Here is a 24,953-nt window from a genome sequence, read left to right as displayed (position 1 = left end):
GCGCATCATAGTTTAGCTTGATGATTTTCTTTTGCTTAGAACTAGGATAAAAGCGTAGTTTGATACCAAAATGATAGGCTAAACTGCTCATTCTCTTCATGATTTCACCTCCTTCTGTAGATTAGATATTTATATTGTACAGGGAAGTCGAACGTATGTCTCTATTTTTAGAATAAAAAAAGCTGACTGCTAGGTCAGCTTGGCCCTATCCATCCCCGCATTAAAATACGGGGATTTTCGGGCGTTTTTCATTAAAAAAGCATATTCTTACTCGAATATGCTTTTTAACTAGATATTGTCTAATATACCAGGTTCACTCGGATCATCTTTAATTGTGACATCAGCTCCAAGTTGACGAAGCTTCTCTTGTACACGATCATATCCGCGCAAAATATTGCCAGCCTTATCAATTACAGTAGTACCATTTGCCATTAATCCGGCAATCATTAAGCAAGCTCCCGCTCTAATTTCACCAGCTGTTACTTCAGCTCCATGAAGTTGCTTAGTTGGATGAGCCAAAATAATATTATCTTCAACTTTAATATCGGCACCCATCTTCTGTAATTGTGGAATATGACCATTACGTTTTGGATAAATATTATCGATTACTACGCCTTCACCTGATTTAGCAGTTAAAAGAAGCGGTGTAATTGGCTGTTGAAGATCAGTCGCAAAGCCAGGATACACGTCTGTCTTTACTTGTACCATCTTTAAGTCCCCTGCTGGGTAAACATAAAGTGAATCTTCATCTGCGTCAACTACTACACCCATTTCTTCTACCTTGGCTAAGTAAGAATCCAGGTGCTCCTCAATAATATTATGAATGCGAATACCATTACCAATGCAAGCAGCCAAGGAAACATAAGTACCTGCTTCAATTCGATCAGGAATAATTGTATGTGGAATTTGTGCTTTAAGCATATCCACACCTTCTATTCTGATAGAATCAGTTCCGGCACCACGAATTACTGCGCCCATATTGTTCAAAAAGGTCGCTAAATCAATAATTTCTGGTTCTTTGGCTGCATTTTCAATAATAGTTTGGCCTTGTGCAGTTACACTGGCCATAATAATATTCATCGTTGCACCAACAGACGGCATTTTCAAATGGATTTTTGCCCCATGCAATCCATCTTCTGGTGCTGTAATTACAATTTGATCATTTTCATTTTTTACACTGGCGCCTAGAGCTTCAAAGCCCTTAATATGTTGGTCAATAGGACGTGGTCCAATATCGTCACCACCAGGGAAGCCTACTACTGCCTTGCCAAAACGACCGAGAAGCGCACCCATGAAGTAATACGATGCACGCAAACTCTTAATCTTACCAGCTGGTAATGGACTCATCTTAATATTCTCTGGATCAATACGTAATGTGGTTTCTCCAAAATCACAATGTACATCCATCTCGCTTAATAAATCCATTAAGTTGACAACATCAGCAATCCTTGGGACGCCTTCCAAAGTTACTGGTGTTCTTGACAAAATCGATGCTGGAATGAGCGCAACTGTAGAGTTCTTTGCGCCACCAATCCAAACGTCACCTTGTAGAGGCTTTCCACCATGAATAATCATCTGCTTCATTGGCGAAAACAAATCCTTTTCTTTTACTTTCAATTAATCATAATAATGTTAAAGGAAATTTGAGAAAAAAACAAGAGCCGAGGTCCCTCAACTCTTGTTTTCTTAAGATTTTGTATAATTCAAGTGATTATTCATTAAAATTCTTGTGCTGGAAGTCCACTAGCTGCACCGATAAATGATTTAAATAATCCTTCTGGACGTTGTGGACGACTCAAAAATTCTGGGTGGTATTGAGCTGCAATAAAGAACTTCTTCTTTGGCAATTCAATAATTTCAACCAAATGATTATCTGGTGATACACCTGAGAATACCATACCAGCTTTTTCAAATGCTTCACGATATTTGTTGTTAAATTCAAAGCGGTGACGGTGACGTTCTTGAATTACATCTTGATCATCGTAAGCTTCACGAGTCTTAGTACCCTTCTTAAGAGCAGCTGGGTAAAGACCTAAACGCAAGGTACCACCAATATTTTCTTCATCACGCTTATCAGCCATGATATCGATAATATTGTTCTTACAATGTGGTTCTGCTTCAGTAGTATTAGCATCTTCAAGATTCAAGATGTCACGTGCAAATTCTACACTAGCCATTTGCATACCTAAGCAAATACCCAAGAATGGAATATCATTTTCACGAGCATACTTAATAGCAGTGATCATACCTTCAAGACCACGAGTACCAAAACCACCAGGTACGATTAAGCCATCAGAGCCTTCCATGATCTTAGCAATGTTATCGTCAGTAATATCCTCTGCTTGAACCTTATCTACATCAATCTTGGTGTTGTAAAGGTAACCAGCATGTTGCAAAGCATCAGTTACTGAGATGTAAGCATCTTCAAGTTCTACATACTTACCAACCAAAGTAATCTTAGTGTGGTGCTTCAAGTTCTTAGCACGTTCATCAAGCTTCTTCCAAGCTTTCATATCTGCTTCTGGCTTTGGACTTTCAATATGTAAGAAATCACAAACTTTTTGGTCCATACCTTGCTTTTGAAATGCCAAAGGCACATCGAATAATGAAGGAGCATCAATGGATTCGATAATTCGATCAACAGGAACATCAGTAAAAGTTGAAATCTTGTTTTTGTGTTCTTGATCAATTGGTTGTTCAGCACGAAGAACAAGCATGTTAGGTTGAATACCGATGCTACGAAGTTCAGCAACTGAGTGTTGAGTTGGCTTAGTCTTCATTTCATGAGCTGCGTGAAGAAGTGGAACTAAAGTACAGTGAATGTACATTACATTTTCTTCACCAACTTCACGACGCATTTGACGAATAGCTTCCATGAATGGAGTTGATTCCATATCACCAACAGTACCACCAATTTCAGAAATAATAACGTCTGAATCAGTAGTAAGAGCTGCACGCATGATCTTCTTCTTGATCATATCAGTAATATGTGGAATTACTTGTACAGTAGCACCGTTGTAGTCACCGCGACGTTCTTTTTCAAGAACTTCTTGGTAAATCTTACCAGTAGTTACATTAGAATATTTACTTGTTCTAACATCAACAATTCTTTCATAGTGACCTAAGTCAAGGTCAGCCTCTGTACCGTCATCGGTAACATAAACTTCACCGTGTTGGTAAGGACTCATTGTTCCTGGGTCAATGTTAATGTATGGGTCAAACTTTTGCATGGTTACTTTTAAACCACGATTTTTAAGAAGTCGACCTAAACTTGATGCAGTAATACCCTTACCAAGTGAAGATACGACACCGCCAGTTACGAAAACATATTTTGTCATTTATTTGCTCCTTTTTAACTTATCCTTTAAACAAAAAAGCTCCCTTGTTAGGGAGCTAAACGCACATAGGGTGCCCAACAAAAATACTATCTGCTTTTTCCTCTTAAGTCAAGCAAATTAATTATCTTCGTCGTCATCATCATCGTTTAATTGTGATAATTGACCTTCAATTCCGTCTGGCAATACGTCATCTGTATCGTCATTATCTTCATCGTATTCAGAATCATCATCACCATAATCGTCATCGCTATCGTCAGCAGTAGCGTCTAAATCATCGTCTTCTGGATCATCATTATCATAATCGATAATATCATCATCACCAGTAGCGCTTGCTAAGAATGCGTTAACCTTCTTATGGTGCTTACGTGCATCGTCTTCTTCTTCATCTTCTGGGTGGTTAACTTCTTCATCAACTGATTCATATGGGAACCAAGTACGAAGTGCCCATACATTTTCACCCATAGAGATAAATTCACCATCAGTATTCATATTAGTATAAAATTGTGGCAAACGTTCACGAATTTCTTCGTCACTCTTATTCAAGTATTTTTGTACGGCATTAACGATATCGGCAAATGCCATTCTCTTACCATTATCTTCCAAAATTGCTCGTGCAACTTCGATCATTGATAATTCATCGCGGTTTTTGTCTTTAAATTTGTCTAATCCCACAGCTGTACGTCCTCTCTTTTACAATCTTTACTATTCTACTAGGCGTTTAAGTAAAAATCAACGTGACTGCATAGTTACCTATTAAGTATAGTCCATTAAAGAGGTCATATTCAAGCCGAAGTTGATGTGAACTTGCTTGCTCTTTATATTCAAGCAAATTTGTCACACTAGTCATATCCATTTGTCGTCCTTCAACAACATAGCGGCAATTAACTTTCTCACCAGGAACGAATTTCATCAAAGAATAGTTGTTATTATCTACACCGCGCTTAATTATGAGTTCATCCTCTTTCAACAACATTTTAACAGGAATGGTGCCCTCTTCTTTATAAGATACACGAATTACACCATTATTTTCTTCTAGCTGGCCTGAGGCTACTTTAGTAAAAGTTTCTGTTTCATCATCTTGTGTAATTTTACTAGTCAAATTAACCGTAATTGCTGCCATATCCTCATCCCTTTCATTGAACACTCTTGGTTGATATTTGCTATAATTTTATGTGGTTACAATCTATTTTAGTATATAATTCCAAAAATTAAATTATCAAGCTTGGTGGTTTTTATGGCAAGATTTCAAAGTGAAAAATTAAAACAAGAAGTTGTGCTCCGTGACCCTGTTCACGGTTATATCCATATCGAAGATAAAGTTGTCCTAGACGTTGTTAAGTCCAAGGAATTTCAACGCATGCGCAGAATTAAGCAGTTGGGACCTGTTAACTACATCTTTCCAGGTGCTACTCATACCCGGTTTGAACATAATCTAGGTGTATATGAACTTACTAGAAGAATTTGTGATATTTTTGCAAAAAAATATCCTTCTATCACACCAGGTGATGGTCTATGGAATGATGATAATCGCTTATTAGTTGAATGTGCAGGCTTACTTCACGACATTGGCCATGGTCCATATTCTCATACTTTTGAACATTTATTTAATACTAATCATGAAAAAATTGGACAAAAGATCATTACAGATCCTAATACTGAAATCAACAAAGCTTTAAAACAGGTTGCACCTAATTTTCCTGAATTGGTAGCCAGCATAATTGCTAAAACTTATCCTAATCCACAAGTAGTTAAGATGATCTCTAGTCAAGCTGATGCGGACAGAATGGATTACTTGCAACGAGATGCATACTTTACAGGCGTTAACTATGGTCGATTTGATTTATCCCGCATTTTACGCGTTATCAGACCTTATCAAAACGGAATTTGTTTCACTAACAACGGTATGCATGCCGTTGAAGATTATATAGTCTCTCGCTATCAGATGTACCAACAAGTTTACTTCCACCGCGTAGGCCGTTCCATGGAGGTTATTTTACAGCATTTACTTGAACGTGCAAAAGATATTTACGAAAAGGGCAATTTAAAAGTTACTTCTAGTCTAGCTAGCTTTTTAGAAGGGAATTGGACTCTTGATGATTATCTTAATTTAGATGATGGCGTCATGGAAACAAACTTTTTAATGTGGACTGAAGCGCAGGATCCTATTTTATCAGATTTAGCTAAAAGATACTTATACAGAAAACCTTTTGCTAGTGTAAGAATTGACGAAGAAACTAAAAACCTATTGCCTAAACTGAGAAATATTATTAAGCAAACAGGATTCAATCCAGATTACTACACTGCCACTAATTCTGCTTTTGACGAGCCTTATGACGCTTATAAGCCATCAGGTAAAAATGCTAATAGTCAAATTGAAATCATGCAAGATGATGGCAGTTTAATCGAATTATCCCAGCTTAGTCCTTTAGTTCGAGCATTAAATGGTACTTTCCAAGGTGATGAGCGCTTCTTCTTCCCTAAGACCATGCTTTCACATGACGAAGATCAACCGCAAATTTTTGATCCCCTTTATGAACAATTCCAAAAATACGTCAAAAATGGAGCATTAAGATACTTAAGAAAGCCTCGTAAGAAGTAAAATAGATTTATATAGAAAAGAGGTATCTGTTATGAATAATGACGATTTAAATACAAACGTAAGAACTCAAATTAATCCCGAAGACGAGATTGAACATGTCGAAAAAAGTGGCTACAGACAAGTCAAAGACTTAATGAATACTATTCATGGTTATTGCATGGATTATACTAAGCTATCATTTGATTTCATTCATGACAACAAGGACTTAATTAAGGATATTGTGAAGACAGGATGCAAGACTGGTATGGTCGTCAGCATCGCCGCAGCAAGCGTAAGTATTGCTAAAGCTTTATCTAAAAATGAATAAATTTAATTAATAAAATGGGCTAGCCAAAAACTAGTCCATTTTTGTTTGCTTTTTTTCTTTCAATTCAAGTAGCAACGCATATAAAGCCCCATATAAGTTGGCATCATTACCATACTTTGCGGCTACTACGGGTGGAGCAATCATTTGCTTACCAATCATTGGATTATTTTCTAAAATTTTATGCAATTGATTATTAATCTCTTCAATTAAGACTGGTTGTGCACTAATTCCACCGCCAATTACAAATTTGGAAGCATTAATGATAGTTTGGATATTAATGATCATGATAGCCACATTGCGACAATAACGTTGAAAGATTGCCAATGCACGTAAATTTTCTTCATTAATCGCTTTAAAAGCTGCTACACCATCATCTAGATTCGAAACATTACCTAACGCTAAATTGATTTTTTTAATCATATTAACCGCTGAACAGGTATAACCAGTATATGCTGCCATATTTTTGGCGCCTATTCCAGCGTTAGTAATCATCCAGCTAAGCTCTCCTGCTTGAAATGTCCAACCATGAACGACTCGATGATTAACTACTATCCCACCACCAACGCCAGTTCCTAGAGTAATAGCGACGCCATCAGCTACATCATGTAATTCACCATGCCATTGCTCTGCTAAAGCCGCAGCTTTACCATCATTTTCTACGCTAACCGGTACCTGATATTTTTTGCCTAAAGTTTCTTGTAAATTCAGCCCATCAAGAAATGGCAGAGCACCACCAAAATAAATAACTTTGTGCTTAGTATCAATCTTACCTGGTGCGCAAACAGCAATTCCCTTAAACTGTCCTCGATATTTATCTGCTACTTGATAAATTGACTGCATAAACGCAGCAAGACTTTCTGTATTCGTCTCTACTCTGTCTTTTTCAAAAATTTTTCCTTCTTCATCAATCAAGGCATATTTCAAATTTGTGCCGCCAATATCAAAAGATAAGTATTTTGCCATGTTTTTCACCTAATACAAAAAACGGCTAGTCAATCGACTAGTCGTTTTTTTTAAATCTTTAATTATTCATTCTTGTCTGCTTCATATCTAGTATTAAACAATGGGCTAAGTGCCTTATGTTCTTGAATGTACTTGATAGCATCCCCCATAAGTGGACCCACTGATACTAAAAGCATCTTGTCGAGCTTCTTTTCAGCTGGTTGATTAATTGAATCAGTAAGAACTAAGTTCTTAATTGGTGAAGCATTTAATCTCTTGATAGCTGGACCAGAAAGAACAGCATGAGTTGCACTAGCATAAACTTCAGTAGCACCTGCATCAATTAATGCTTGAGCTGCTAAAGTAATAGTACCAGCAGTATCAATCATGTCATCAATGATAATTGCACGCTTACCCTTAACATCACCAATAATATTCATAACTTCGGCGACATTAGCCTTAGGACGACGCTTATCAACGATTGCGATAGGACAACCTAAGAATTCAGCAAGCTTTCTAGCACGGTTAACACCACCGTGATCAGGTGAAACAACAACTGCGCCTTCTTCTAAGTTGTTACGTAAGAAGTAATCAGCAAGAAGTGGAGCACCCATTAAGTTATCAACTGGAATATCAAAGAAACCTTGAATTTGTGGAGCATGTAAATCAAGTGACAAAATACGATTTGCACCTGCAGTTTGAAGCATATCAGCAACAAGCTTAGCAGTAATTGGTTCACGTGCACGAGTCTTACGGTCTTGACGAGCGTAACCATAGTAAGGCATCACAATGTTAATTGTACGAGCACTGGCACGACGTACAGCATCAATCATAATCAAAAGTTCCATTAAATTGTCATTTACTGGATCACTGGTGGATTGAATGAGGTATACGTCTTTACCACGTACAGTTTCATCAATATTAATTTGAATCTCGCCATCACTAAAACGTTCAACACTTGACTTTGAAAGTGGTACGCCCACACGATCAGCAATCTTTTGTGCTAATGGCACGTTTGAGTTGAGGGCAAAAATCATCATATCGTCTTTATAGGACATAATTTCCTCCGTAAAAATAATTAACCAGCTCTATTTTAGCAAAAGTTGTTCCAAAAAGAACCATGTACACCTTAATTATAACAAGATTTTTTGTTTTAACAGTAAAAAAGCGGTAAAAGCACTAACTATTCCTCACTAAAAAAGTTAGAATATACTTGTACTTTCTAGTACAACGAAAATATCCTAAAAAAATAAGACATAGCGTCTTTTGACGCTACGTCTTATTTTATTTTTCTCTTAATTAACGATTAATAGCTGAGTTTTGAACAGCGTAGTCATTAATGTTTAATGATTGTGTATAACCGTTAGTTACGATTGATAAAGTAGTGTTGTTATTTGAGAATTGAATTGCGCTTTCTGGAACGTTATTAGCATTTGCAACTGCTTTAACAATTGCAGTTACTTCATCTGGAGTCAAGCTGTTAAGGTTAGCTACAGCAATCTTAGCACCGTTAAGCTTAGCCTTAGCACTAGTAATAGCACTTTCTGCTTCGTTAACTTGACCGATAGTTGCACTAGCATTGTTATTTACTATAGCACCATCTGTAATAGCCTTGTCGTATGCAGCCTTAGCAGTTGAGCTTGAAAGCTTGTAAATCTCTGAAGCCTTAACACTAGCAGCTTCATTGATGCTTTGAGTCAACTTAGCCTTATCAGCAGTAGTAGCTACAGTAACATCAGCCTTAGCTTGTTCTGGAGTGTTAACAGCATTCAAAATCTTACCATCAACAGTTACTTCATCCTCCTTTAAGTAACCTCTACCACTAGCTAACTTGTAGAACAATTGTGGAGTTGAGTTCACTGAAGTTGCAATGTATCTTAATTCAGAAACTTGTTGACTTACACCAGCATCGAATATTCTATTAGCGTATTTTTGACCTTTAATGTCGTAAAGTGAAACAACGCCCTTAGTAATTACCTTAGTTGAATTTACATCTTCAGTATCTGGAACTTCAACAGTTGCTGCACCATCTGGTTCATTAATTGGATCAAGTTCTTCGCCCTTAACCTTGCCTACATTAGCAGCCTTAACAAATTGATCATCGCCAATCTTGTAGTAAAGCTTGGTACCAATGTATCTAGCTTCTGTGGTTTTAACGGTCTTGCCCTTCTTAACAAGCTTCTTCTTGGTCTTACCTTCACCGTTATAAATGTAGGCATTCTTCTTTAAAGTAATGGTAGTTGGTCTATCAACATTACCAGCCTTAACGAAAGCAGTACCTTCTTTATCAAGTTGGTAATACTTCTTACCCTTAATATTCACAGTACCGTAAGTATCAATTTCTGTACCCTTAGTAAGCTTTGACTTACCTTCATACTTCTTGATACGCTTACCATTTACGTCGTATACATAAGCATTGTGAATTAACTTAGTGCTGGTACTATCTTCTGATTCATCAGTAGAAGGCTTATTTGAAGAAGTATTCTTTGATGATGTCTTTTTAGTTGATAAACTAGTTGCAACTTTACCATCTACGTTAGCAGCCTTAATGTATGCCCCACCACCAAGACTGTAGTAAAGAACACCCTTAATAGTCTTAGTACCATTTGAATTTACAGTTACACCTTTAGCAATAGTAGTGTATTTAGCGCTACCCATGTAAGTCTTAAGACGCTTACCATTCTTGTCATATACATAAGCGTTGTGAGTTAACTTAATAGTATTAGACGTAGTCTTTTTTGAAGTAGTTGTCTTTGATGAAGCAGCTTTTTTAGTAGTCTTCTTTGAAGTTGACTTCTTTGTTGAAGTGGTCTTTTTAGTAGAAGCAGACTTCTTTGTAGTTGTTTTCTTGCTTGAAGTCTTCTTTGTAGTAGTCTTCTTAGTTGAAGCTGTCGCAGCATTTACGTTTTGTGTAGTATTTAAAAGTGGACTAACACTCATTAATGCAGCTGCTGATACCATAATTAACTTATGACTTAATTTCATCGATAATTTACCTCATATCTAAAACTAAAATTCTAATTCATTTATATATTGTAAATCCAAATCTAAATTTTGCCAATTTTAGAAACAAAAAAGATACCCTTTCTTAAGGAAAAGATATCTTTTACTCCACATTGTTACTTAACAGTAACATCTGAAGCCTTAACGTAATAATGATTTGGCTTTAAAGCGTAGTATTTAGTGCCCTTAATAGTCTTAGTACCTAAGCCCTTTACAGTTACATCTTTACCAATGTAACTAGTGCCTAAATAGTTCTTAACACGCTTGCCATTGTTGTCATAAACATAAGCTTTCTTCTTCATTGAAATCTTAACTACCTTAATCTTGCTAGACTTCTTTGAAGTAGTCTTTTTAGTTGTTTTCTTAGCTGAGGACTTTTTGGTTGTAGTCTTCTTGCTGTCTTTCTTAGATTCTGACTTTTTAACAGTCTTCTTTGTTGCTTTCTTAACTACCTTTTTAGTAGTCTTTTTAGCTGCTTTCTTAGTTGATTTTGCAGTTGAAGTAGAAGTTACAACTTTTTTGCCGTTAGACTTAAGAGTATAAGTAGTCTTACCAGACTTGTAAGTTACTGTACCTTCAGTTGCAGCAGCAGGAATCCAGTACTTCAAATCAGTTTGGATACTGTAGTAAACTTGACCATTGATAGTCTTAACGTTCCAAATAGTGTAGCGACCACCCTTAGTTGCAGTCTTTGATGTCTTCTTACCATAGCGGTCTACAAACTTCATGGTCTTAGTCATCTTAACGCGACTATTCTTACCATAAGTATTATGAACACCCTTAGCATGTGCAATTGGTGCAGCTTGAACAGAAGCACTATTTGCCATACCTACAACTGGGCTAACGCCCATCAAAACAGCTGCTGATACCATCATTAACTTATGACTTAACTTCATAAATATATACCTACCTCATTAAAAACATCTTTGTAAATCTATTGTAGGGCTCTTATATAATTTTGCAAATAAATACTATAGCCTTAATACTTTCTTAGCAAAAAAGCGCCCTAGTTCAAATGACCAGGGTTACTTCTTTATTTATTAATTATTCCCAATCTTTATCTTTGGAAAGAGGAAGCTTGTGCCAGTAATCTGGCTTGTTAACTTGACGCCCACGTGCAATCGCCATGTCGTACTTGTTTACGTCCTTAGTAATAGTTGAGTCGGCAGCAATAAAGGCATGATCAGCAACATTGATTGGAGCAATAAGTGTTGAGCCAGCACCAATAAATGAATGATCACCAACATTAGTATGGAGCTTCTTGACACCATCGTAGTTAGAGAAGATTGTACCACAACCAATGTTAATATCTTTACCCAAGGTTGCATCCCCAACATAAGTTAAGTGACCCACCTTAGTGTTTTCACCAATTTCTGCCTTCTTAATTTCGACAAAGTTACCAATATGAGCACCCTTGCGAATAATTGCCTTAGGACGAAGGTGAGAGTTAGGACCGATATCAGTGTTGTCATCCATTTCAGCTTCTTCGATAGTTGAAGAAGTAATAGTTACACCATTACCAATCTTAGAATCGATAATTCTTGATCCATTAGTAATGTAACAATCGCTACCAATTTCAGTGTTACCCTTGATAACTACATTGCCTTCAATCACAGTATCGTTACCAATTTTTACATCTGCATCAATATAAGCAGTATCAGGATCAACAAATGAAACCCCGTTACGCATATGAGCTTCATTTATTCTTCTTTGCATGGTCTTAGTAGCTTGAGCTAAAGCAACACGATCATTTACACCAAGACTTTCACTAAAGTCAGGCATCTTGTAAGCACCAACGCGTTCACCATTGTTGCGCAAGATTTCAAGCACATCAGTTAAGTAGTATTCACCTTGAGCATTATCGTTATCAACATGCTTTAAAGCTTCAAACAATTTTTGATTGTCAAAGCAAAATACACCGGTGTTAATTTCCTTAACTTTTAATTCTTCAGGATTACCATCTTTTTGTTCAACAATTCGTAAAACATTGCCTTGATTATCACGAATAATTCTGCCGTAGCCAAATGGATTTGGAGCTTCTGCAGTTAAAACAGTAGCGGCATTGCCCTTTTCTGCGTGATACTTGAATAATTCATTAAAAGTATCAGTAGTAAATAATGGGGTATCACCTGTAACTACTAAAGTAGCGCCTTCCTTATCACCTAAGGCTTCTTTAGCAGTCATTACTGCATCACCGGTACCCAATTGCTTTTCTTGGAAAGCAAACTTAGATTTGTCTGCTAATACCTTCTCGACTTCACCTGCACCAGTACCTACTATAGTTACGATCTCAGTAGGATTAATTCCACTAGCAGCATCAACTACGTGCTCTACCATGGTTTTACCACAAACTTTGTGTAAAACCTTGTACAGCTTTGACTTCATTCGTGTACCCTTGCCTGCGGCAAGAACAACTACATATTTTTCCATTAGTAATTAACCTCTTAATAATTAAAACTTAGATCTAGTATAGCATTTAAAAGCGATCAAAATCAGTTTCATTTAAGAAGTTTCCTGGTTCTGCCAAGATGAGCTTCTTTGCCGTATCGATTTTACTAATTTTTACTAATGAAAGGTAGTTTTTGACTAATTTTTCTTTATCAAAATCAGCTTCACAAAGAACACAAATACCAGCAATCGTGCCTTCAAATTCCTTAACTAGTTCTTCCATCCCAGTTAAGGTACCGCCGCCTTTCATAAAGTCGTCCACGATTAATACTTTTGCACCTTTTTTAAGAGCACGAGTTGGCAATTCCATTTTAGAAACGCGGGCTAATGAAGATGAGATATAGTTAACAGAAACCGTTGCTCCTTCAGTAACCTTAGAACGTTTTCTAGCTGTTACAAATGGCACATCCAAGTAACGAGCTACAGCTTGTGCTAAAGCGATTCCTTTAGTTTCGACCGTCATTACGGCATCTATCTCATCATAAGCGTAGCGAGTGGCAACCAATTCACCAATTCTACGCAAATCTTGCGTATCACCCAATATATCTGATAAATAAACAAAACCGCCGGCTAAAATTCGACTTGGGTCTTCAATTCTTGATGCTAAATCAGATAAATAATCTTCCGCATGATTTTTACCTAAAAATGGAATATAGCGTACCCCACCAGCTGCTCCTGCTACAGTTTCCAAAATACCATCTTGATTATTAGCTAGTGTGTGTTTCAAAATGGCTAAATCTTCTGAAATTGAGGATTTAGCTGCACCGTATCGCTTAGCAAAGAATGGTAACGCAATTAGAGTATGGGGACGCTCCATTAAATACTTGGTCATATCAACTAATCTTTCTGAACGTTTCATGATATTTCCTTTCTAATGTTTGGCTTTATACTTAATAAATATACTCTAAAGAGCAAAAAAAAGCACTAACATTTTTTAATGCTAGTGACAATTCTGAATTGTGTTTAAGCTTCAGCTTCCTCAGCCTCATCATCAAACTTTAATGCAATATTCTTAGTTAATAAATCAGTGTAACTGTAAGAAACATGTTTAAAATTATTTTGATGTTGGTCTAAATCGACCACAAACACTGCAGGGAATGTTTCTCTTAGAATTCCCCGTCTCTTAGTAACTTTCTTACGACCCGCTTGAGCTACTACTGTTAAGGTATCACCTAAGTGAGAATCCAACTTATGCTTTATTGTGATAATCGATGTTGGCACTAAACAACAACTCCTTTGGTGACATTTTATCACATTTTAACAGTAAAATCAATATTATACACTACTTAGTGGGAATATTTCTAGCTATTTCAATAAATTGTTCAATTGTTAAATTTTCAGGTCTAACTCGTGGATCTACACCAAGCTTTTTAATTAAGGCTTCACGCTTTTCAGTGTCTGGAATCAACGTTTTCAAATTGTTATTCAGTGTCTTTCTACGTTGTGAAAAGCACATTTTGACTACCCAAACAAAGTGCTTGCGATTCTCAATTTCGGGTTTATTCTTCAATGGAGTTAAAACAACTACACTCGAATCGACCTTAGGACGCGGCATGAATGATTCATGGTTAACTTCTAATGCCACTTTGACATCCATTTCAGTTTGAACAGAAATAGTTAACGGACCGTATTCTTTACTGCCCGGCTTAGCCTCTAGCCTTTCGGCCACTTCTTTTTGCATCATTAAAGTTAAACTAGCAAAATGCAAATCTGACTCAGCTAAAGCAAAAATAATTGGAGTAGTAATGTAATATGGCAAATTAGCAACTACCTTGATTGGCTTGTTCATGTCAAAAAAGCCAGCAAGATCTTCTTTAAAATCAGCCTTAAGCACATCTTTAAGCATTAACTTAAAGCGATCTTCTAAAGGAGCATCACCAATTTTTTTAGGCAGCTCATTTTGCAAAATATCTGGCAAACTATCGTCTACTTCATAGGCAAAAACTTTTGCACCTGCCAGTAGAAGTTGCTCGGTTAAAGAACCAATACCAGGACCAATTTCAATTACTTGATCACCCGCATGAATATCTGCAGCTTCAACAATACCCAAAATTGCATTTTGGTCGATTAAGAAGTTTTGACCCAAGTTTTTCTTAGCTTTTACAAAATAGCGGTTAATAATTGCTTGTGTTCTAACGGGAGAACCAATTGGAATATTATTTGTCATTTTTCGCCTCTTCTACCGCATTTTTTAACTCATCAAGTGAAACACCAAAGGTATGCAAACGATTATAGAATTGCTTAGAATTACCATATCCAACTCTAAGCTTAATGCCAACTTGTTCCCGCAACTTACGAGAGCCTGCGCCGCCTGCTAAACCTAATTTACGATATTCGCTTTCAGTTAAATCACTTGCTTGTGGACTAACTTCATGTAAATCGCTTAATGCCTTTTCAAGTGCTTCTTTTGAAGCATGCTCTACTCCAAGACTCCCCTTTTTATGGGGTTCACCTTCTTTACGTGTAATAAAAGCCTGCTTAGCATTAGGCACAGCATTAGTTACAATTCGGCGAATTCGCTCACCGTTAAAGTCAGGATCTGTAAAAACAATAATTTGTCTATTTTTACTGAGCTGTTTCAACTGAGCTAAAACACTATCTGAAACAGCAGAACCATTAGTTTCTACCGTCTCAATTCCTGGGAAAAATTGTTTTAAACGAATAGTATCGTCTTTTCCCTCAACGACAACTACCGCATCAAAATTCTTTTTATTTAAGACCATAAACTCTCACTGTATTTTTATAAGTAGCTTCTGCAACTTTTTCAAGTGGAATATCTTTTAACTTGGCAATTGCCTCTGCAACATAACGCACATAGCCAGTCTCATTTTGACGACCACGATATGGCTTAGGTGTTAAATATGGTGCATCGGTTTCAACTAGGATTCGATCAAGCGGAGCTGCTTTAGCACTTTCATGAACTTCCGTAGCCTTGGTGAAAGAAACTACACCTGAATATGAGAAGTAAACGTTTAAATCTAAAAACTTGTTTAACCAGTCAATCCCACCATTAAAGCTATGCAAAATGGCACCATATTCTAAATTGCTATTTTTCAAAATATCGTAGCAATCAGGAAATGCATCCCTAGTATGAATATCGACCGGCATTTTTAAATCATGTGCCACTTCGATTTGACGAGCAAAAACCTCACGTTGTACATCCCTAGGCGATTCATCCCAATAGTAATCAAGACCGATCTCACCCATTGCGACAACTTTAGGCATTTTCAATTGTTCAATCAGCTTATCTTCGGCTTTTTGATCATAATCTTTGGCCACATCAGGACAATATCCCACCATCGCATAGACATTATCAAACTTTTCTGCCAAATCAACAGCTCGTTCATTAAAGTCAGGATCTTGTCCCGCACAAATAACTTTGGTTACACCCAAACTTTTGGCACGTTCAAGATAGTACTGTTCCTTCCCTCTAAAGGGCTCATCATTTAAGTGCGTATGGTTATCAATAATTTCCATTAGCCTAATTCAGCTCCAACTGGATGTTCATCACCAACAAGTGCTAATTTAACTTGACCATCTTTTTCACTAGATAAAAGCATACCTTCGCTAAGGTGACCCAACATCTTACGTGGCTTCAAGTTAGTAACAGCTAAAACCTTCTTATCAAGAAGTTCACTTGCATCTGGGTAAAACTTGCGAATACCACTCAAAATTTGACGTTCTTTACCATCGCCAAAGTCAAGCTTGAACATGAGTAATTTATTTGAGCCCTTAACTGGTTCTACTGACAAGATTTGACCAACTTGGATCTTTACCTTGTCAAAATCATCAATGGTAATTTCATTACCCTTCTTTTGTTCACTTCTAGTAGTCTTCTTTGGCTTAGCCTTTGCCATTTCGTCCTTGATGTACTTAACTTCTTCTTCAGCTTTAAGTCTTGGGAAGATTGGCTTTGGCTTTTCAATTACCTTGGTATTCCAACCAAAATCATTAAAGGCTAAATTCTTTTGATCTTCATCATCCCAGTTTAAGCCAAGTTGTTCAAACATCTTTGGTGCAGTTTCAGTCATTACTGGATAAATCATAATGGCAATCAAACGCAAGCTTTCAGCTAAATTACTCATTACATGAGACAATTCATCTTTCTTGCCCTCCTTGTTCAATACCCAAGGAGTAGTTTCATCGATGTACTTGTTAGCGCGTGCTACTAACTTCCAGATGCTGTCTAAAGCTTGTGAGAAATGAAGTGAATCCATTTGTTGACGGTAGTCTGCAATCACACTAGCAGCTGTATCTTGTAAATCCTTACCAAACTTGTCTTGAGCAACAGGAACGGGTGCAACTTGACCATCTTGGTATTGATTAATCATTGAAACTGTACGGTTAAGCAAGTTACCAAGGTCATTAGCTAAATCATAGTTAATTCTTTCGATAAAGTCTTCAGGAGTGAAAATACCATCTGCACCAAATGGAAGTGCACGCATCAAGTAGTAACGAAGTGGATCAACACCATAACGACTAGTAAGTGATTCTGGGTAAACTGCATTACCCTTAGACTTAGACATCTTACCGTTCTTCATCAATACCCAGCCGTGACCAATAATGTGCTTTGGAAGTGGCAAATCAAGTGCCATCAACATAATTGGCCAATAGATAGTGTGGAAACGTACAATTTCCTTACCTACCAAGTGAACATCTGCTGGCCAATATTTCTTAAACAATTCGTCATTGTCTGAGCCATAACCTAAAGCAGTAATATAATTAGAAAGTGCGTCAATCCAAACATAAACTACGTGCTTGGGATCGCTTGGGACAGGAATTCCCCAGTTAACAGTGGTACGAGTAACTGAAAGATCTTCAAGGCCTGGCTTAATGAAGTTATTAAGCATTTCCTTTTCACGAGAATGAGGCAAAATAAATTCAGGATGTTCCTTGTAGTATTCAACCAATCTGTCAGCGTACTTGCTCATCTTGAAGAAGTATGAAGGTTCCTTAACCAAACGTACTTCGTGACCACTTGGAGCCTTACCACCAATCACATTACCGTTGTCATCCTTATAAACTTCGGCAAGTTGTGATTCAGTGAAGTATTCTTCGTCTTCAACTGAGTACCAACCAGTGTATTCGCCTAAGTAAATGTCGCCCTTCTTTAAAAGTTTTTCAAAAATCTTTTGGACAGCCTTAACGTGTTCTTCGTCAGTAGTTCTGATGAATTTATCGTAAGAAATATCAAGACTCTTCCATAACTTCTTATATGAAGCAGCCATCTTATCAACGAATTCTTGAGGCTTAATTCCTTGAGCTTCGGCCTTTTGTTCAATCTTCAAGCCATGTTCATCAGTACCAGTTAAAAAGAAAGTGTCATAGCCTTGGCTACGCTTGTAGCGAGCCATAGTATCTGCGGCAATTGTAGTATAAGCATTACCAATAGTTAATCTACCAGATGGATAGTAAATTGGGGTTGTAATGTAAAAAGTATCTTTATCAGCCATTAATTAGTCATACTCCTTTATTCGTCTAAAATATCTATTCTATAATAACATGCAAAAAAAGGAATTGGGCTAAAACACCAATTCCTTTTCTCTAAAATTTTTCTTTTTTTAAATATAATTGCTTAATTGCCGTAGTTAATAAAACATATATTATTTCTAATGCAACAACTACCAAAATAAAGCTGATTGGCAATTGCGTTAATCCCAAACTAGCTGCCACATTAGAAGATGGCAAGACGCTGCCCCAAAGAGCCAAGCCAAAAGTTACCAAGATCACAACTGGAGTGGCACGTTGCTTAATGAATGGGAAACGTTCATCGCGCAAGACATGGATAACCATTTCTCTTGTCCACAAGGATTCCACAAATAAGCCTGAATAAAACAGCGATTGAAATACCCAATGATGAAAATCAGTTCCTACCAAGTACGGACAGATCACATAAAACATTAATGCCATAGTAATCAAATCGATTATTGCGGGAATCGGTCCAAAGTTAAGTACGAACTTAGGCCATTTATTAATTGACCATTTCTGCGGTTTCTTCACATAGTTTCTAGATACACTATCAAATGGAATCACTAAACAGCTAAGACTATAAATCAAGTTTAAAATAAGTAGCTGCAAAGGCAATAACGGTAAAAATGGTAAAGTAAGTGAAGCAATGACCATTGCAATAATACTGCCAAAGTTGGTTACCAAAAACGTCTTAATGTATTTCATTGTATTTGAAAAGACTTTACGCCCTGTAATAATCATTTGCTCAAGCAACTGGAGATCCTTTTGTTCAAATACAATATCAGCAGACTCCTTAATAATATCGACAGAATTATTAGAAGTAACAGTGACGTCGGAAACTTTCATTGCCAAAGCATCCTTATTGCCATCGCCCATGTAGCCTACTGTATGTCCATTTTTCTTTAACGCTTGAATAATCTTAACGCGCAATTCAGGAGTTAAATGAACAAAGATATTACACTTTTCAACAATTTCTGCTAGTTCTTCCGTGGTTGCTGTTTCAATTTGTTCACCATCGTAAACCGTATCCACGTTCAAACCAACTTGCAGAGCAATCGCTCTTGTAACTGCCTCATTATCGCCGGTAAAGATCTTAACATTTACATTATCATTCTTTAGATCTTGCAAAGCCTCTTTAGTACTTTCCTTAGGTGGATCAAGATATGCTAGACAGCCAATAATGGTTAAATCATTTTCATCTTTAGCCGAAAATTCTCCTACTGGAGCTGGATTCAATTTATAACCAACTAATAGAACACGCAAACCGTCATCATTTAATTCATTAATTTGGTTTAAGATTCTTTCACGCCAAGCGTAAGTCAATTTCTCGGTTTTGCCATTTACTTCAACTTGGTTAGAAATATCTAGCATCCCTTCCGCAGCGCCTTTAGTTACTAATAAGTGTTGTCCATGGTGTTCATCGTTATCAACCACCACAACGCTCATTCTTTTTCTGCTATAGTCAAAAGGAATTTCATCTATTTTATTGTAATCACGTTGGATCTCATTTACATCTAATTCATCACCAGCCGCATCGATTACTGCTTTATCAATCAAATCCTTCATCCCGGTTTGATAATAAGCATTTAAGTATGAGAATTTCAAGATGCGCGGCGTTTCTTCCATTTCTAAATCATAGTGTCGCTCTAGCACCACTTGATTTTGAGTAAGAGTACCTGTTTTATCGATACAAAAAACATCGGTTGAACCCAAATTTTGAATAGCATTCATCTGCTTAACTACTACGCCTTGCTTAGACATTTCAAGAGCGCCTTTAGTCAGATTGCTATTAACAATAATTGGTAAAACTTCAGGAGTAAGGCTAACTGCTGCAGCTAGAGCAAATATTAAGCTTTCTCCCCAATCGCCTTTGGTTACGCCATTAATTATGAATAATAGCGGCAATAAGATAGCTGTAGCAATTATCAAGATTCTAGCAAGTTGCTTCATTTCCCGATCAAAAAGAGTCGTCTTAACTTTTTTGCGTGAAATCTTCTGGACCTCTTTACCAAAAACAGTGTTATTTCCTACCGCGAACACAATGCCACTGCCAGAACCAGAAACAATAGTAGTTCCCTCATATAAAATATTAGGATAATTGAGATAATCAGCTAACATACTCGGCTTTAGAGTCACATTAGCTACTTTTTCAGTTGGTTCAGAATCACCATCAAGATAACTAGAAGAACAGAATAAATCTTTGCTAGTCAGCAGCTTCATATCAGCTGGAATCATATCACCTGCCGATAGATTGATCACGTCCCCAACTACCACATCCTCAGTTGGTAGCTCCATATTTTTACCATCACGACGAATATTGGTAGTAACTGACACCATATTCAGCAATTTTTCAGTTACCTTAGCGATCCGTATTTTTTGAATAAAATTCGCCACTACCGAAATAAGAAGCATCAGTAGCATCACGATTACAGTTTCAATATCGCTATTACCGTGAGGAACAATGTAACTAGTAAATGTAGTAAGTAAAGTCAATATAATCAACACTACAGTAAACGGTGTCGCCAAGGATTCACCCAACAATCTCCATTTAGAAGCGTTAGTGTTAGTTCTTATTTCATTTTTGCCATATTCTTTTCTATTTTCATCAGCTTTTTTAGTTGAAAGGCCTTCGGCACTTGCTTGCAATCTTGCTAGCGTTTCGCTGCGTGATTCACGTGCAATCCGTTGAATTTGTTGAATATCAACATTTGAATGTTTTTTGCTCGCTGATTTTAACATTCTTCAATTCCTCTCATTCAATAGACAAGCAAACAAAAAAGTCACCTGCTATTTCTGCAGGTGACTTGCACGCCAAACAAGGCTTTTGTCATACTCGTCGTTCAGTTTTAACACTACGTGACGTAAGCACATGCTAGCTATCTGGATCTCGCCTTAAGTCGACGACACCTATTTAACCCGTTGGCATCTCTGGATGTTTCTGGGCGATAGCGTGTGTTCACGTAGGAGTCTCACCTAACAGTTTCACTTACTATGTCTACAAAAAGTTTAAGGACTTAATTCAAATAAGTCAAGTTGCCTATTTGTGCAAATTGGAGCTATGATGCCCGAATCTTCTAAGCATATATATTATTCCCATAATTAAGAATATTAAAGCTAATGCAATCGGCAGTGCTACTCGATGGGGATGGGAAATTTTATCCTGTTCACTTTGCGATAAATCATATTTATCAAGAGCATACTGATATTGTTGATCTACTTTAGTTGCACAGGCCCGAAAAACAAACCGCAAACCTTTGTTAAAAGTAGCATTATTATGGCTGCGAAGTTGATCTACTTCAGCGCGAAGAATATTCGATCTCGTATCAGCAGTAAAAGCTCCATGTAAGTCTTTGCTTGAAAAGATTTGCACATTGCGCTTCTTTTCTTTTTGACCTACCACAATAAAAACAGTACGTTTAGAATGATTTAACGCCTTTGGTGTTAAATTCTTGAGTTTCTTTACTGTAATTACTGCTATTTGCGGTTGCTCTTTAGTCTGCAAATAACGATTATTCTTTTCTTTAATTAAAGTCTTAGTCTCTTTGTCTAAAATATGGACATGATCTTCAATATTAGGTTGCACAAATCCTGTCATCGTCATAAAGACGGCTAACAGGCCAAATAACCAAATAAATCTAGTTTTCATCTTCTTCAAGTTTATGAGCCAAGCTTTCCACATATTTCCGATCGATTTTAATTTGCTCATATGGTACCCCGCAATCATGAAGCAACTGCATTGCTAACGGATTATCACGATAATCAAAGTAATAATTGATTTTCTTTACACCGGCTTGAAGCAAAGACTTGCAGCAATTATAACAAGGGAAATGAGTCACATATATTTCCGTATCATCAGTTGATACGCCAAATTTAGCACATTGGATGATCGCGTTCATTTCGGAATGAATAGTTCGAACACAGTGCCCATCTACCATTTGATGACCTACCTCATCACAATGTGGTTGTCCGGATACCGATCCATTATACCCCGTGCCAATAATACGATTATCTTTAACCAAAACACTACCAACTAGAGCTCTGTTGCAGGTGGAGCGCTGAGCTATCACTAGTGCCTGCATCATGAAATATTGTTTCCAAGGAATTCGATCGTGCATGAACTTACCTCTGCTTATTCTTATCTATTCTTAAAGTAGTTCAAACCAATAGCATCACGAACTTGTTCTAAGGTTTCATTAGCTACTGTATTTGCCTTCTTTGAACCTTCTAAAAGCATTTCATAAATTGCATCCTCATCTTGAGCGTACTTTTCACGGCGTTCACGAATAGGTGCAAGTTCTGCTTCAAGTATTTTGTTTAAGTAACGTTTAATTTTAACATCGCCTAACCCGCCTTTTTGGTATTCTGCCTTAAGTTCTGCTACCTTATCCTTATCTGGATCAAAGACATCAAGGTAAGTAAAGACAGTGTTGCCTTCAACCTTACCTGGATCTTCAACGTGAATATGATTTGGATCGGTGTACATTGACATAACTTTCTTTTGAACTGTCTTAGCATCATCTGACAAATAAATGCAGTTACCAAGTGATTTAGACATCTTAGCATTACCATCAAGACCTGGAAGACGACCAGAACCCTTTGGTGGGAAGTAGCCCTTTGGTTCAACCAAAATATCAGTGTTGTAAACACGGTTAAAGGTTCTTACAATCTCACGAGTTTGTTCAAGCATTGGTTCTTGGTCATCCCCAACAGGAACGATAGTAGCCTTAAAAGCAGTAATATCTGCAGCTTGAGAAACTGGGTAATTTAAGAAGCCAACTGGGATTGAATCTTTGAAATCCTTTTGCTTAATTTCAGTCTTAACAGTTGGGTTTCTTTCAAGACGTGCTACAGTTACTAAGTCCATGTAGTAAGAAGTTAATTCAAACAAAGCTGGAATTTGTGATTGAACATAAATTGTTGATTTACTTGGATCAATGCCTACAGCTAAGTAGTCTAATGCTACTTGAATTAAACTGTTACGAATCTTTTCTGGGTTACGAGCATTATCTGTCAACGCTTGAGTATCAGCAATCATGATATAAGGATCGTACTTGCCAGAATTTTGCAATTTTACTCTATTTTTAAGTGAGCCAATATAGTGACCAATGTGAAGTTTGCCAGTTGGACGATCACCGGTTAATAAAATTTCTTTTGCCATAACTTCTACTCTTTTCTAATTTTATTTTATACTCTTTGCTTTTTATTTTATTTCTTATGTTAATGACCTAATTTTAACAAAATTTAAGCTATGATTAAACTATCACCAATGAAAGGAAACAAGACATGTGTAATCACTTTCGGATACCCGATTTAATGCAAATAAAAAAATATCTGACTGAAGACCTCGCTTTACCATTAACCGATCCAAAAATCGAAATAAAGCAACAAGATATTTTTCCAAATCAAACTGCGCCAGTCTTGCTCTATCAAGACAATAAATTGCAGCTCGTCAATAAAAACTGGGGCTATCCTAGTCCAGTAGATTCCAAAAAGCCGATGTTTAACGCCAGAATAGAGCGTTTTTATGAAAATAAGCCTTCTATGTGGGATCGTTCTTTTGCTAGACAACGCTGTTTAATTTTAAGTAGCGATTTTTTTGAATATGCTAAAACTACATACCAAGGAGCTAATGGCAAAAAATATCATGAACGCTACCGCTTTAAAACGGCTAATCCCATCACATTAATTGCAGGGATTTATGATCAAAATAATTTTTCTATGGTTACTACCGCTCCTAATAAAGACATAGCTCCCATTCATAACCGCATGCCACTAATCATTGATCCTGGCGAACTGCGTAGATGGCTTTTTCAAAACTTTACCAGTTTGGTTGATCGCAGCAATATTGACCTAAAAGTACAAAAAGAGCCACATCAAAAATAATTGGTTTATTAATTAAAAGCATGATAGAATAAAGAAGTATCGCGGGTATAGTTAAATGGTAGAACGACAGCTTCCCAAGCTGTAGATGCGGGTTCGATTCACGCTATCCGCTTTTTTTGTACAAAAAAACGGATGAGATTTTTTCTCATCCGTTTATTTTTTACGCCATGATAACGGTTAAAACGCCACTAATGATAGCCAAATAAATCGGCATCCAGAGCGTTTGTGTATAAAGATAACTCCAGGCAAATAGCCCGCCATAGATAATCTCAATCACAACCAACAAAAGTGAACTTTGAAAGTTTAACAAACTAAAAATAATTCCTGAAACAATGATTCCTGTTACTGCAACTTGAGTAGTACTTCTGCGAAAAGCATAATTAAACAAAAATCCTGTTGCAAGGAATTCTTGCAGAATTGGTAAGATAATTCCTTGTACTAAGATCAAAAACCAAAACATGTCAACTGATTCATTTTTTAAATAAATCAATTGAAAGTCATAATGTGGAATCTTTTCATATGCTTGTAAATACGATATAAGAATTCGAGTAGCCGTGATTGCCAAAGTAAGCAACATTACCGTAGAAAAACTGCCTAGCCATGGTAATTTAAAATCTCGAGCAAAAAAACGTTGTTCGCGATTAAAGCGATAAACATAAAATAATAAAATCATTGCTGCAACAAGGCAAAACAAAATCAAATCCCAAACATGCAATGGCGTCTTCCTAGTCACTAGCTTAACGACTGCAAAGACGATAACATACCCTACCAAGTACACTGCATAGCGGATAACGTTTCCCTCTCTCGATTCTGGCGTATTCAAAATTTTCACTCCTACTCTGGATTGTATCCTACAAAATCAATATTATACCAAAAAAATACAGTTTATTAAATACAGATAGGGCGTCCGTAAGTGTCAATGTTTTTGCGGTAGCCTTTAAACCATTAGTCTAACCTTAATTTC

General features: G+C 36.8%; 23 protein-coding genes, 1 tRNA gene and 1 riboswitch. Of the genes, 4 read left to right on the top strand and 20 right to left on the bottom strand.

Annotated elements, in window-relative coordinates; genetic code table 11:
• Positions 1-288: 288 nt before the first annotated feature.
• The 4 genes from CP355_RS06370 to CP355_RS06355 all read right to left on the bottom strand — a co-directional run bounded on the left by CP355_RS06370 (position 289) and on the right by CP355_RS06355 (position 4,458).
• Positions 289-1,584 carry a UDP-N-acetylglucosamine 1-carboxyvinyltransferase gene (locus CP355_RS06370; RefSeq protein WP_098044144.1) on the bottom strand — a complete coding sequence of 432 codons (1,296 nt, stop codon included), beginning with the start codon at positions 1,582-1,584 and terminating at the stop codon, positions 289-291.
• A gap of 134 nt (positions 1,585-1,718) precedes the next feature.
• Positions 1,719-3,338 carry a CTP synthase gene (locus tag CP355_RS06365; RefSeq protein WP_087235736.1) on the bottom strand — a complete coding sequence of 540 codons (1,620 nt, stop codon included), beginning with the start codon at positions 3,336-3,338 and terminating at the stop codon, positions 1,719-1,721.
• Positions 3,339-3,455: 117 nt separating this feature from the next.
• Positions 3,456-4,010, bottom strand: coding sequence for a DNA-directed RNA polymerase subunit delta (rpoE, locus tag CP355_RS06360; protein ID WP_056945557.1), 555 nt, complete (start codon positions 4,008-4,010; stop codon positions 3,456-3,458).
• A 46-nt stretch (positions 4,011-4,056) separates the two neighbouring features.
• Positions 4,057-4,458 (bottom strand): DUF1934 domain-containing protein, encoded by a 402-nt coding sequence (locus CP355_RS06355; RefSeq protein WP_087176565.1) that lies wholly within the window; start codon positions 4,456-4,458, stop codon positions 4,057-4,059.
• Between the two features lie 114 nt (positions 4,459-4,572).
• Between CP355_RS06355 and CP355_RS06350 the strand changes: the two genes are divergently transcribed.
• A complete protein-coding gene (locus tag CP355_RS06350; RefSeq protein WP_098044143.1) occupies positions 4,573-5,937 on the top strand; it encodes an HD domain-containing protein in 1,365 nt (454 codons plus the stop codon).
• A gap of 31 nt (positions 5,938-5,968) precedes the next feature.
• Entirely contained in the window at positions 5,969-6,244 is a 276-nt protein-coding gene (locus tag CP355_RS06345; protein ID WP_025005723.1) for a hypothetical protein, read from the top strand.
• Positions 6,245-6,274: 30 nt separating this feature from the next.
• Here the strand turns inward: CP355_RS06345 and CP355_RS06340 are convergent, their stop codons facing one another.
• From CP355_RS06340 to trpS, 15 genes are all read right to left on the bottom strand, one after another.
• Positions 6,275-7,207: an ROK family protein gene (locus CP355_RS06340; protein ID WP_098044142.1), complete on the bottom strand. Its 933-nt coding sequence runs from the start codon at positions 7,205-7,207 to the stop codon at positions 6,275-6,277.
• A 62-nt stretch (positions 7,208-7,269) separates the two neighbouring features.
• Complete coding sequence (locus CP355_RS06335) at positions 7,270-8,244, bottom strand: ribose-phosphate diphosphokinase (RefSeq protein ID WP_098036713.1); 975 nt, start codon at positions 8,242-8,244, stop codon at positions 7,270-7,272.
• Positions 8,245-8,485: 241 nt separating this feature from the next.
• Positions 8,486-10,171: an SLAP domain-containing protein gene (locus CP355_RS06330; protein ID WP_098044141.1), complete on the bottom strand. Its 1,686-nt coding sequence runs from the start codon at positions 10,169-10,171 to the stop codon at positions 8,486-8,488.
• 134 nt (positions 10,172-10,305) lie between these two features.
• Positions 10,306-11,085, bottom strand: coding sequence for an SLAP domain-containing protein (locus CP355_RS06325; RefSeq protein ID WP_098044140.1), 780 nt, complete (start codon positions 11,083-11,085; stop codon positions 10,306-10,308).
• Between the two features lie 148 nt (positions 11,086-11,233).
• Positions 11,234-12,619 (bottom strand): bifunctional UDP-N-acetylglucosamine diphosphorylase/glucosamine-1-phosphate N-acetyltransferase GlmU, encoded by a 1,386-nt coding sequence (gene glmU / locus CP355_RS06320; RefSeq protein ID WP_098044139.1) that lies wholly within the window; start codon positions 12,617-12,619, stop codon positions 11,234-11,236.
• Between the two features lie 46 nt (positions 12,620-12,665).
• Positions 12,666-13,496 (bottom strand): pur operon repressor, encoded by an 831-nt coding sequence (gene purR, locus CP355_RS06315; RefSeq protein WP_025005719.1) that lies wholly within the window; start codon positions 13,494-13,496, stop codon positions 12,666-12,668.
• Between the two features lie 104 nt (positions 13,497-13,600).
• Positions 13,601-13,858: a Veg family protein gene (locus CP355_RS06310; RefSeq protein WP_003625575.1), complete on the bottom strand. Its 258-nt coding sequence runs from the start codon at positions 13,856-13,858 to the stop codon at positions 13,601-13,603.
• Between the two features lie 61 nt (positions 13,859-13,919).
• Positions 13,920-14,804, bottom strand: coding sequence for a 16S rRNA (adenine(1518)-N(6)/adenine(1519)-N(6))-dimethyltransferase RsmA (gene rsmA / locus CP355_RS06305; RefSeq protein ID WP_025005718.1), 885 nt, complete (start codon positions 14,802-14,804; stop codon positions 13,920-13,922).
• Positions 14,794-15,360: a ribonuclease M5 gene (gene rnmV / locus CP355_RS06300; RefSeq protein ID WP_025005717.1), complete on the bottom strand. Its 567-nt coding sequence runs from the start codon at positions 15,358-15,360 to the stop codon at positions 14,794-14,796. The genes rsmA and rnmV overlap by 11 nt, the downstream gene beginning before the upstream one ends.
• Positions 15,347-16,114 carry a TatD family hydrolase gene (locus tag CP355_RS06295; RefSeq protein ID WP_025005716.1) on the bottom strand — a complete coding sequence of 256 codons (768 nt, stop codon included), beginning with the start codon at positions 16,112-16,114 and terminating at the stop codon, positions 15,347-15,349. Before CP355_RS06295 ends, rnmV begins: the two co-directional genes overlap by 14 nt.
• The gene (metG, locus tag CP355_RS06290; RefSeq protein ID WP_087176558.1) at positions 16,114-18,090 is read right to left on the bottom strand and encodes a methionine--tRNA ligase; all 1,977 of its coding nucleotides are present in this window, start codon (positions 18,088-18,090) and stop codon (positions 16,114-16,116) included. The genes CP355_RS06295 and metG overlap by 1 nt, the downstream gene beginning before the upstream one ends.
• A 91-nt stretch (positions 18,091-18,181) precedes the next feature.
• The gene (mgtA, locus tag CP355_RS06285; RefSeq protein WP_098044138.1) at positions 18,182-20,845 is read right to left on the bottom strand and encodes a magnesium-translocating P-type ATPase; all 2,664 of its coding nucleotides are present in this window, start codon (positions 20,843-20,845) and stop codon (positions 18,182-18,184) included.
• Between the two features lie 85 nt (positions 20,846-20,930).
• Positions 20,931-21,094: riboswitch (M-box (ykoK) riboswitch) on the bottom strand.
• Between the two features lie 49 nt (positions 21,095-21,143).
• Positions 21,144-21,752: a TPM domain-containing protein gene (locus CP355_RS06280; RefSeq protein ID WP_199161214.1), complete on the bottom strand. Its 609-nt coding sequence runs from the start codon at positions 21,750-21,752 to the stop codon at positions 21,144-21,146.
• A complete protein-coding gene (locus CP355_RS06275; RefSeq protein WP_014562935.1) occupies positions 21,742-22,221 on the bottom strand; it encodes a ComE operon protein 2 in 480 nt (159 codons plus the stop codon). Before CP355_RS06275 ends, CP355_RS06280 begins: the two co-directional genes overlap by 11 nt.
• A 20-nt stretch (positions 22,222-22,241) precedes the next feature.
• A complete protein-coding gene (trpS, locus tag CP355_RS06270; protein WP_098044136.1) occupies positions 22,242-23,264 on the bottom strand; it encodes a tryptophan--tRNA ligase in 1,023 nt (340 codons plus the stop codon).
• Between the two features lie 125 nt (positions 23,265-23,389).
• On the opposite strand from trpS, the gene CP355_RS06265 reads away from it, so the two are divergent.
• Positions 23,390-23,989, top strand: coding sequence for an SOS response-associated peptidase family protein (locus CP355_RS06265; RefSeq protein ID WP_098044135.1), 600 nt, complete (start codon positions 23,390-23,392; stop codon positions 23,987-23,989).
• Positions 23,990-24,030: 41 nt separating this feature from the next.
• Positions 24,031-24,101 (top strand) — tRNA-Gly (locus CP355_RS06260).
• A gap of 48 nt (positions 24,102-24,149) precedes the next feature.
• Here CP355_RS06260 and CP355_RS06255 read toward each other — a convergent pair.
• Positions 24,150-24,812, bottom strand: coding sequence for a CPBP family intramembrane glutamic endopeptidase (locus CP355_RS06255; RefSeq protein WP_087176553.1), 663 nt, complete (start codon positions 24,810-24,812; stop codon positions 24,150-24,152).
• Positions 24,813-24,953 lie beyond the last annotated feature (141 nt).

It is taken from the genome of Lactobacillus sp. UMNPBX4, from assembly GCF_002554115.1.
Taxonomy (GTDB): Bacteria; Bacillota; Bacilli; order Lactobacillales; family Lactobacillaceae; genus Lactobacillus; species Lactobacillus gallinarum.
The sequence above is the reverse complement of the archived record's forward strand: the minus strand, read 5'-3'. Positions and strand labels throughout refer to the sequence as shown.

Excerpts from the sequence above, each read along its gene's own strand:
- CP355_RS06275 (WP_014562935.1), bottom strand. The coding sequence starts at position 22,221 with ATGCACGATCGAATTCCTTGGAAACAATATTTCATGATGCAGGCACTA.
- glmU (WP_098044139.1), bottom strand. The coding sequence starts at position 12,619 with ATGGAAAAATATGTAGTTGTTCTTGCCGCAGGCAAGGGTACACGAATG.
- CP355_RS06335 (WP_098036713.1), bottom strand. The coding sequence starts at position 8,244 with ATGTCCTATAAAGACGATATGATGATTTTTGCCCTCAACTCAAACGTG.
- purR (WP_025005719.1), bottom strand. The coding sequence starts at position 13,496 with ATGAAACGTTCAGAAAGATTAGTTGATATGACCAAGTATTTAATGGAG.
- rsmA (WP_025005718.1), bottom strand. The coding sequence starts at position 14,804 with ATGACAAATAATATTCCAATTGGTTCTCCCGTTAGAACACAAGCAATT.
- CP355_RS06355 (WP_087176565.1), bottom strand. The coding sequence starts at position 4,458 with ATGGCAGCAATTACGGTTAATTTGACTAGTAAAATTACACAAGATGAT.
- CP355_RS06365 (WP_087235736.1), bottom strand. The coding sequence starts at position 3,338 with ATGACAAAATATGTTTTCGTAACTGGCGGTGTCGTATCTTCACTTGGT.
- mgtA (WP_098044138.1), bottom strand. The coding sequence starts at position 20,845 with ATGTTAAAATCAGCGAGCAAAAAACATTCAAATGTTGATATTCAACAA.
- CP355_RS06345 (WP_025005723.1), top strand. The coding sequence starts at position 5,969 with ATGAATAATGACGATTTAAATACAAACGTAAGAACTCAAATTAATCCC.
- CP355_RS06295 (WP_025005716.1), bottom strand. The coding sequence starts at position 16,114 with ATGGAAATTATTGATAACCATACGCACTTAAATGATGAGCCCTTTAGA.
- CP355_RS06330 (WP_098044141.1), bottom strand. The coding sequence starts at position 10,171 with ATGAAATTAAGTCATAAGTTAATTATGGTATCAGCAGCTGCATTAATG.
- CP355_RS06265 (WP_098044135.1), top strand. The coding sequence starts at position 23,390 with ATGTGTAATCACTTTCGGATACCCGATTTAATGCAAATAAAAAAATAT.
- CP355_RS06340 (WP_098044142.1), bottom strand. The coding sequence starts at position 7,207 with ATGGCAAAATACTTATCTTTTGATATTGGCGGCACAAATTTGAAATAT.
- rnmV (WP_025005717.1), bottom strand. The coding sequence starts at position 15,360 with ATGGTCTTAAATAAAAAGAATTTTGATGCGGTAGTTGTCGTTGAGGGA.
- CP355_RS06370 (WP_098044144.1), bottom strand. The coding sequence starts at position 1,584 with ATGAAGCAGATGATTATTCATGGTGGAAAGCCTCTACAAGGTGACGTT.
- CP355_RS06325 (WP_098044140.1), bottom strand. The coding sequence starts at position 11,085 with ATGAAGTTAAGTCATAAGTTAATGATGGTATCAGCAGCTGTTTTGATG.
- trpS (WP_098044136.1), bottom strand. The coding sequence starts at position 23,264 with ATGGCAAAAGAAATTTTATTAACCGGTGATCGTCCAACTGGCAAACTT.
- CP355_RS06280 (WP_199161214.1), bottom strand. The coding sequence starts at position 21,752 with ATGAAAACTAGATTTATTTGGTTATTTGGCCTGTTAGCCGTCTTTATG.
- CP355_RS06350 (WP_098044143.1), top strand. The coding sequence starts at position 4,573 with ATGGCAAGATTTCAAAGTGAAAAATTAAAACAAGAAGTTGTGCTCCGT.
- metG (WP_087176558.1), bottom strand. The coding sequence starts at position 18,090 with ATGGCTGATAAAGATACTTTTTACATTACAACCCCAATTTACTATCCA.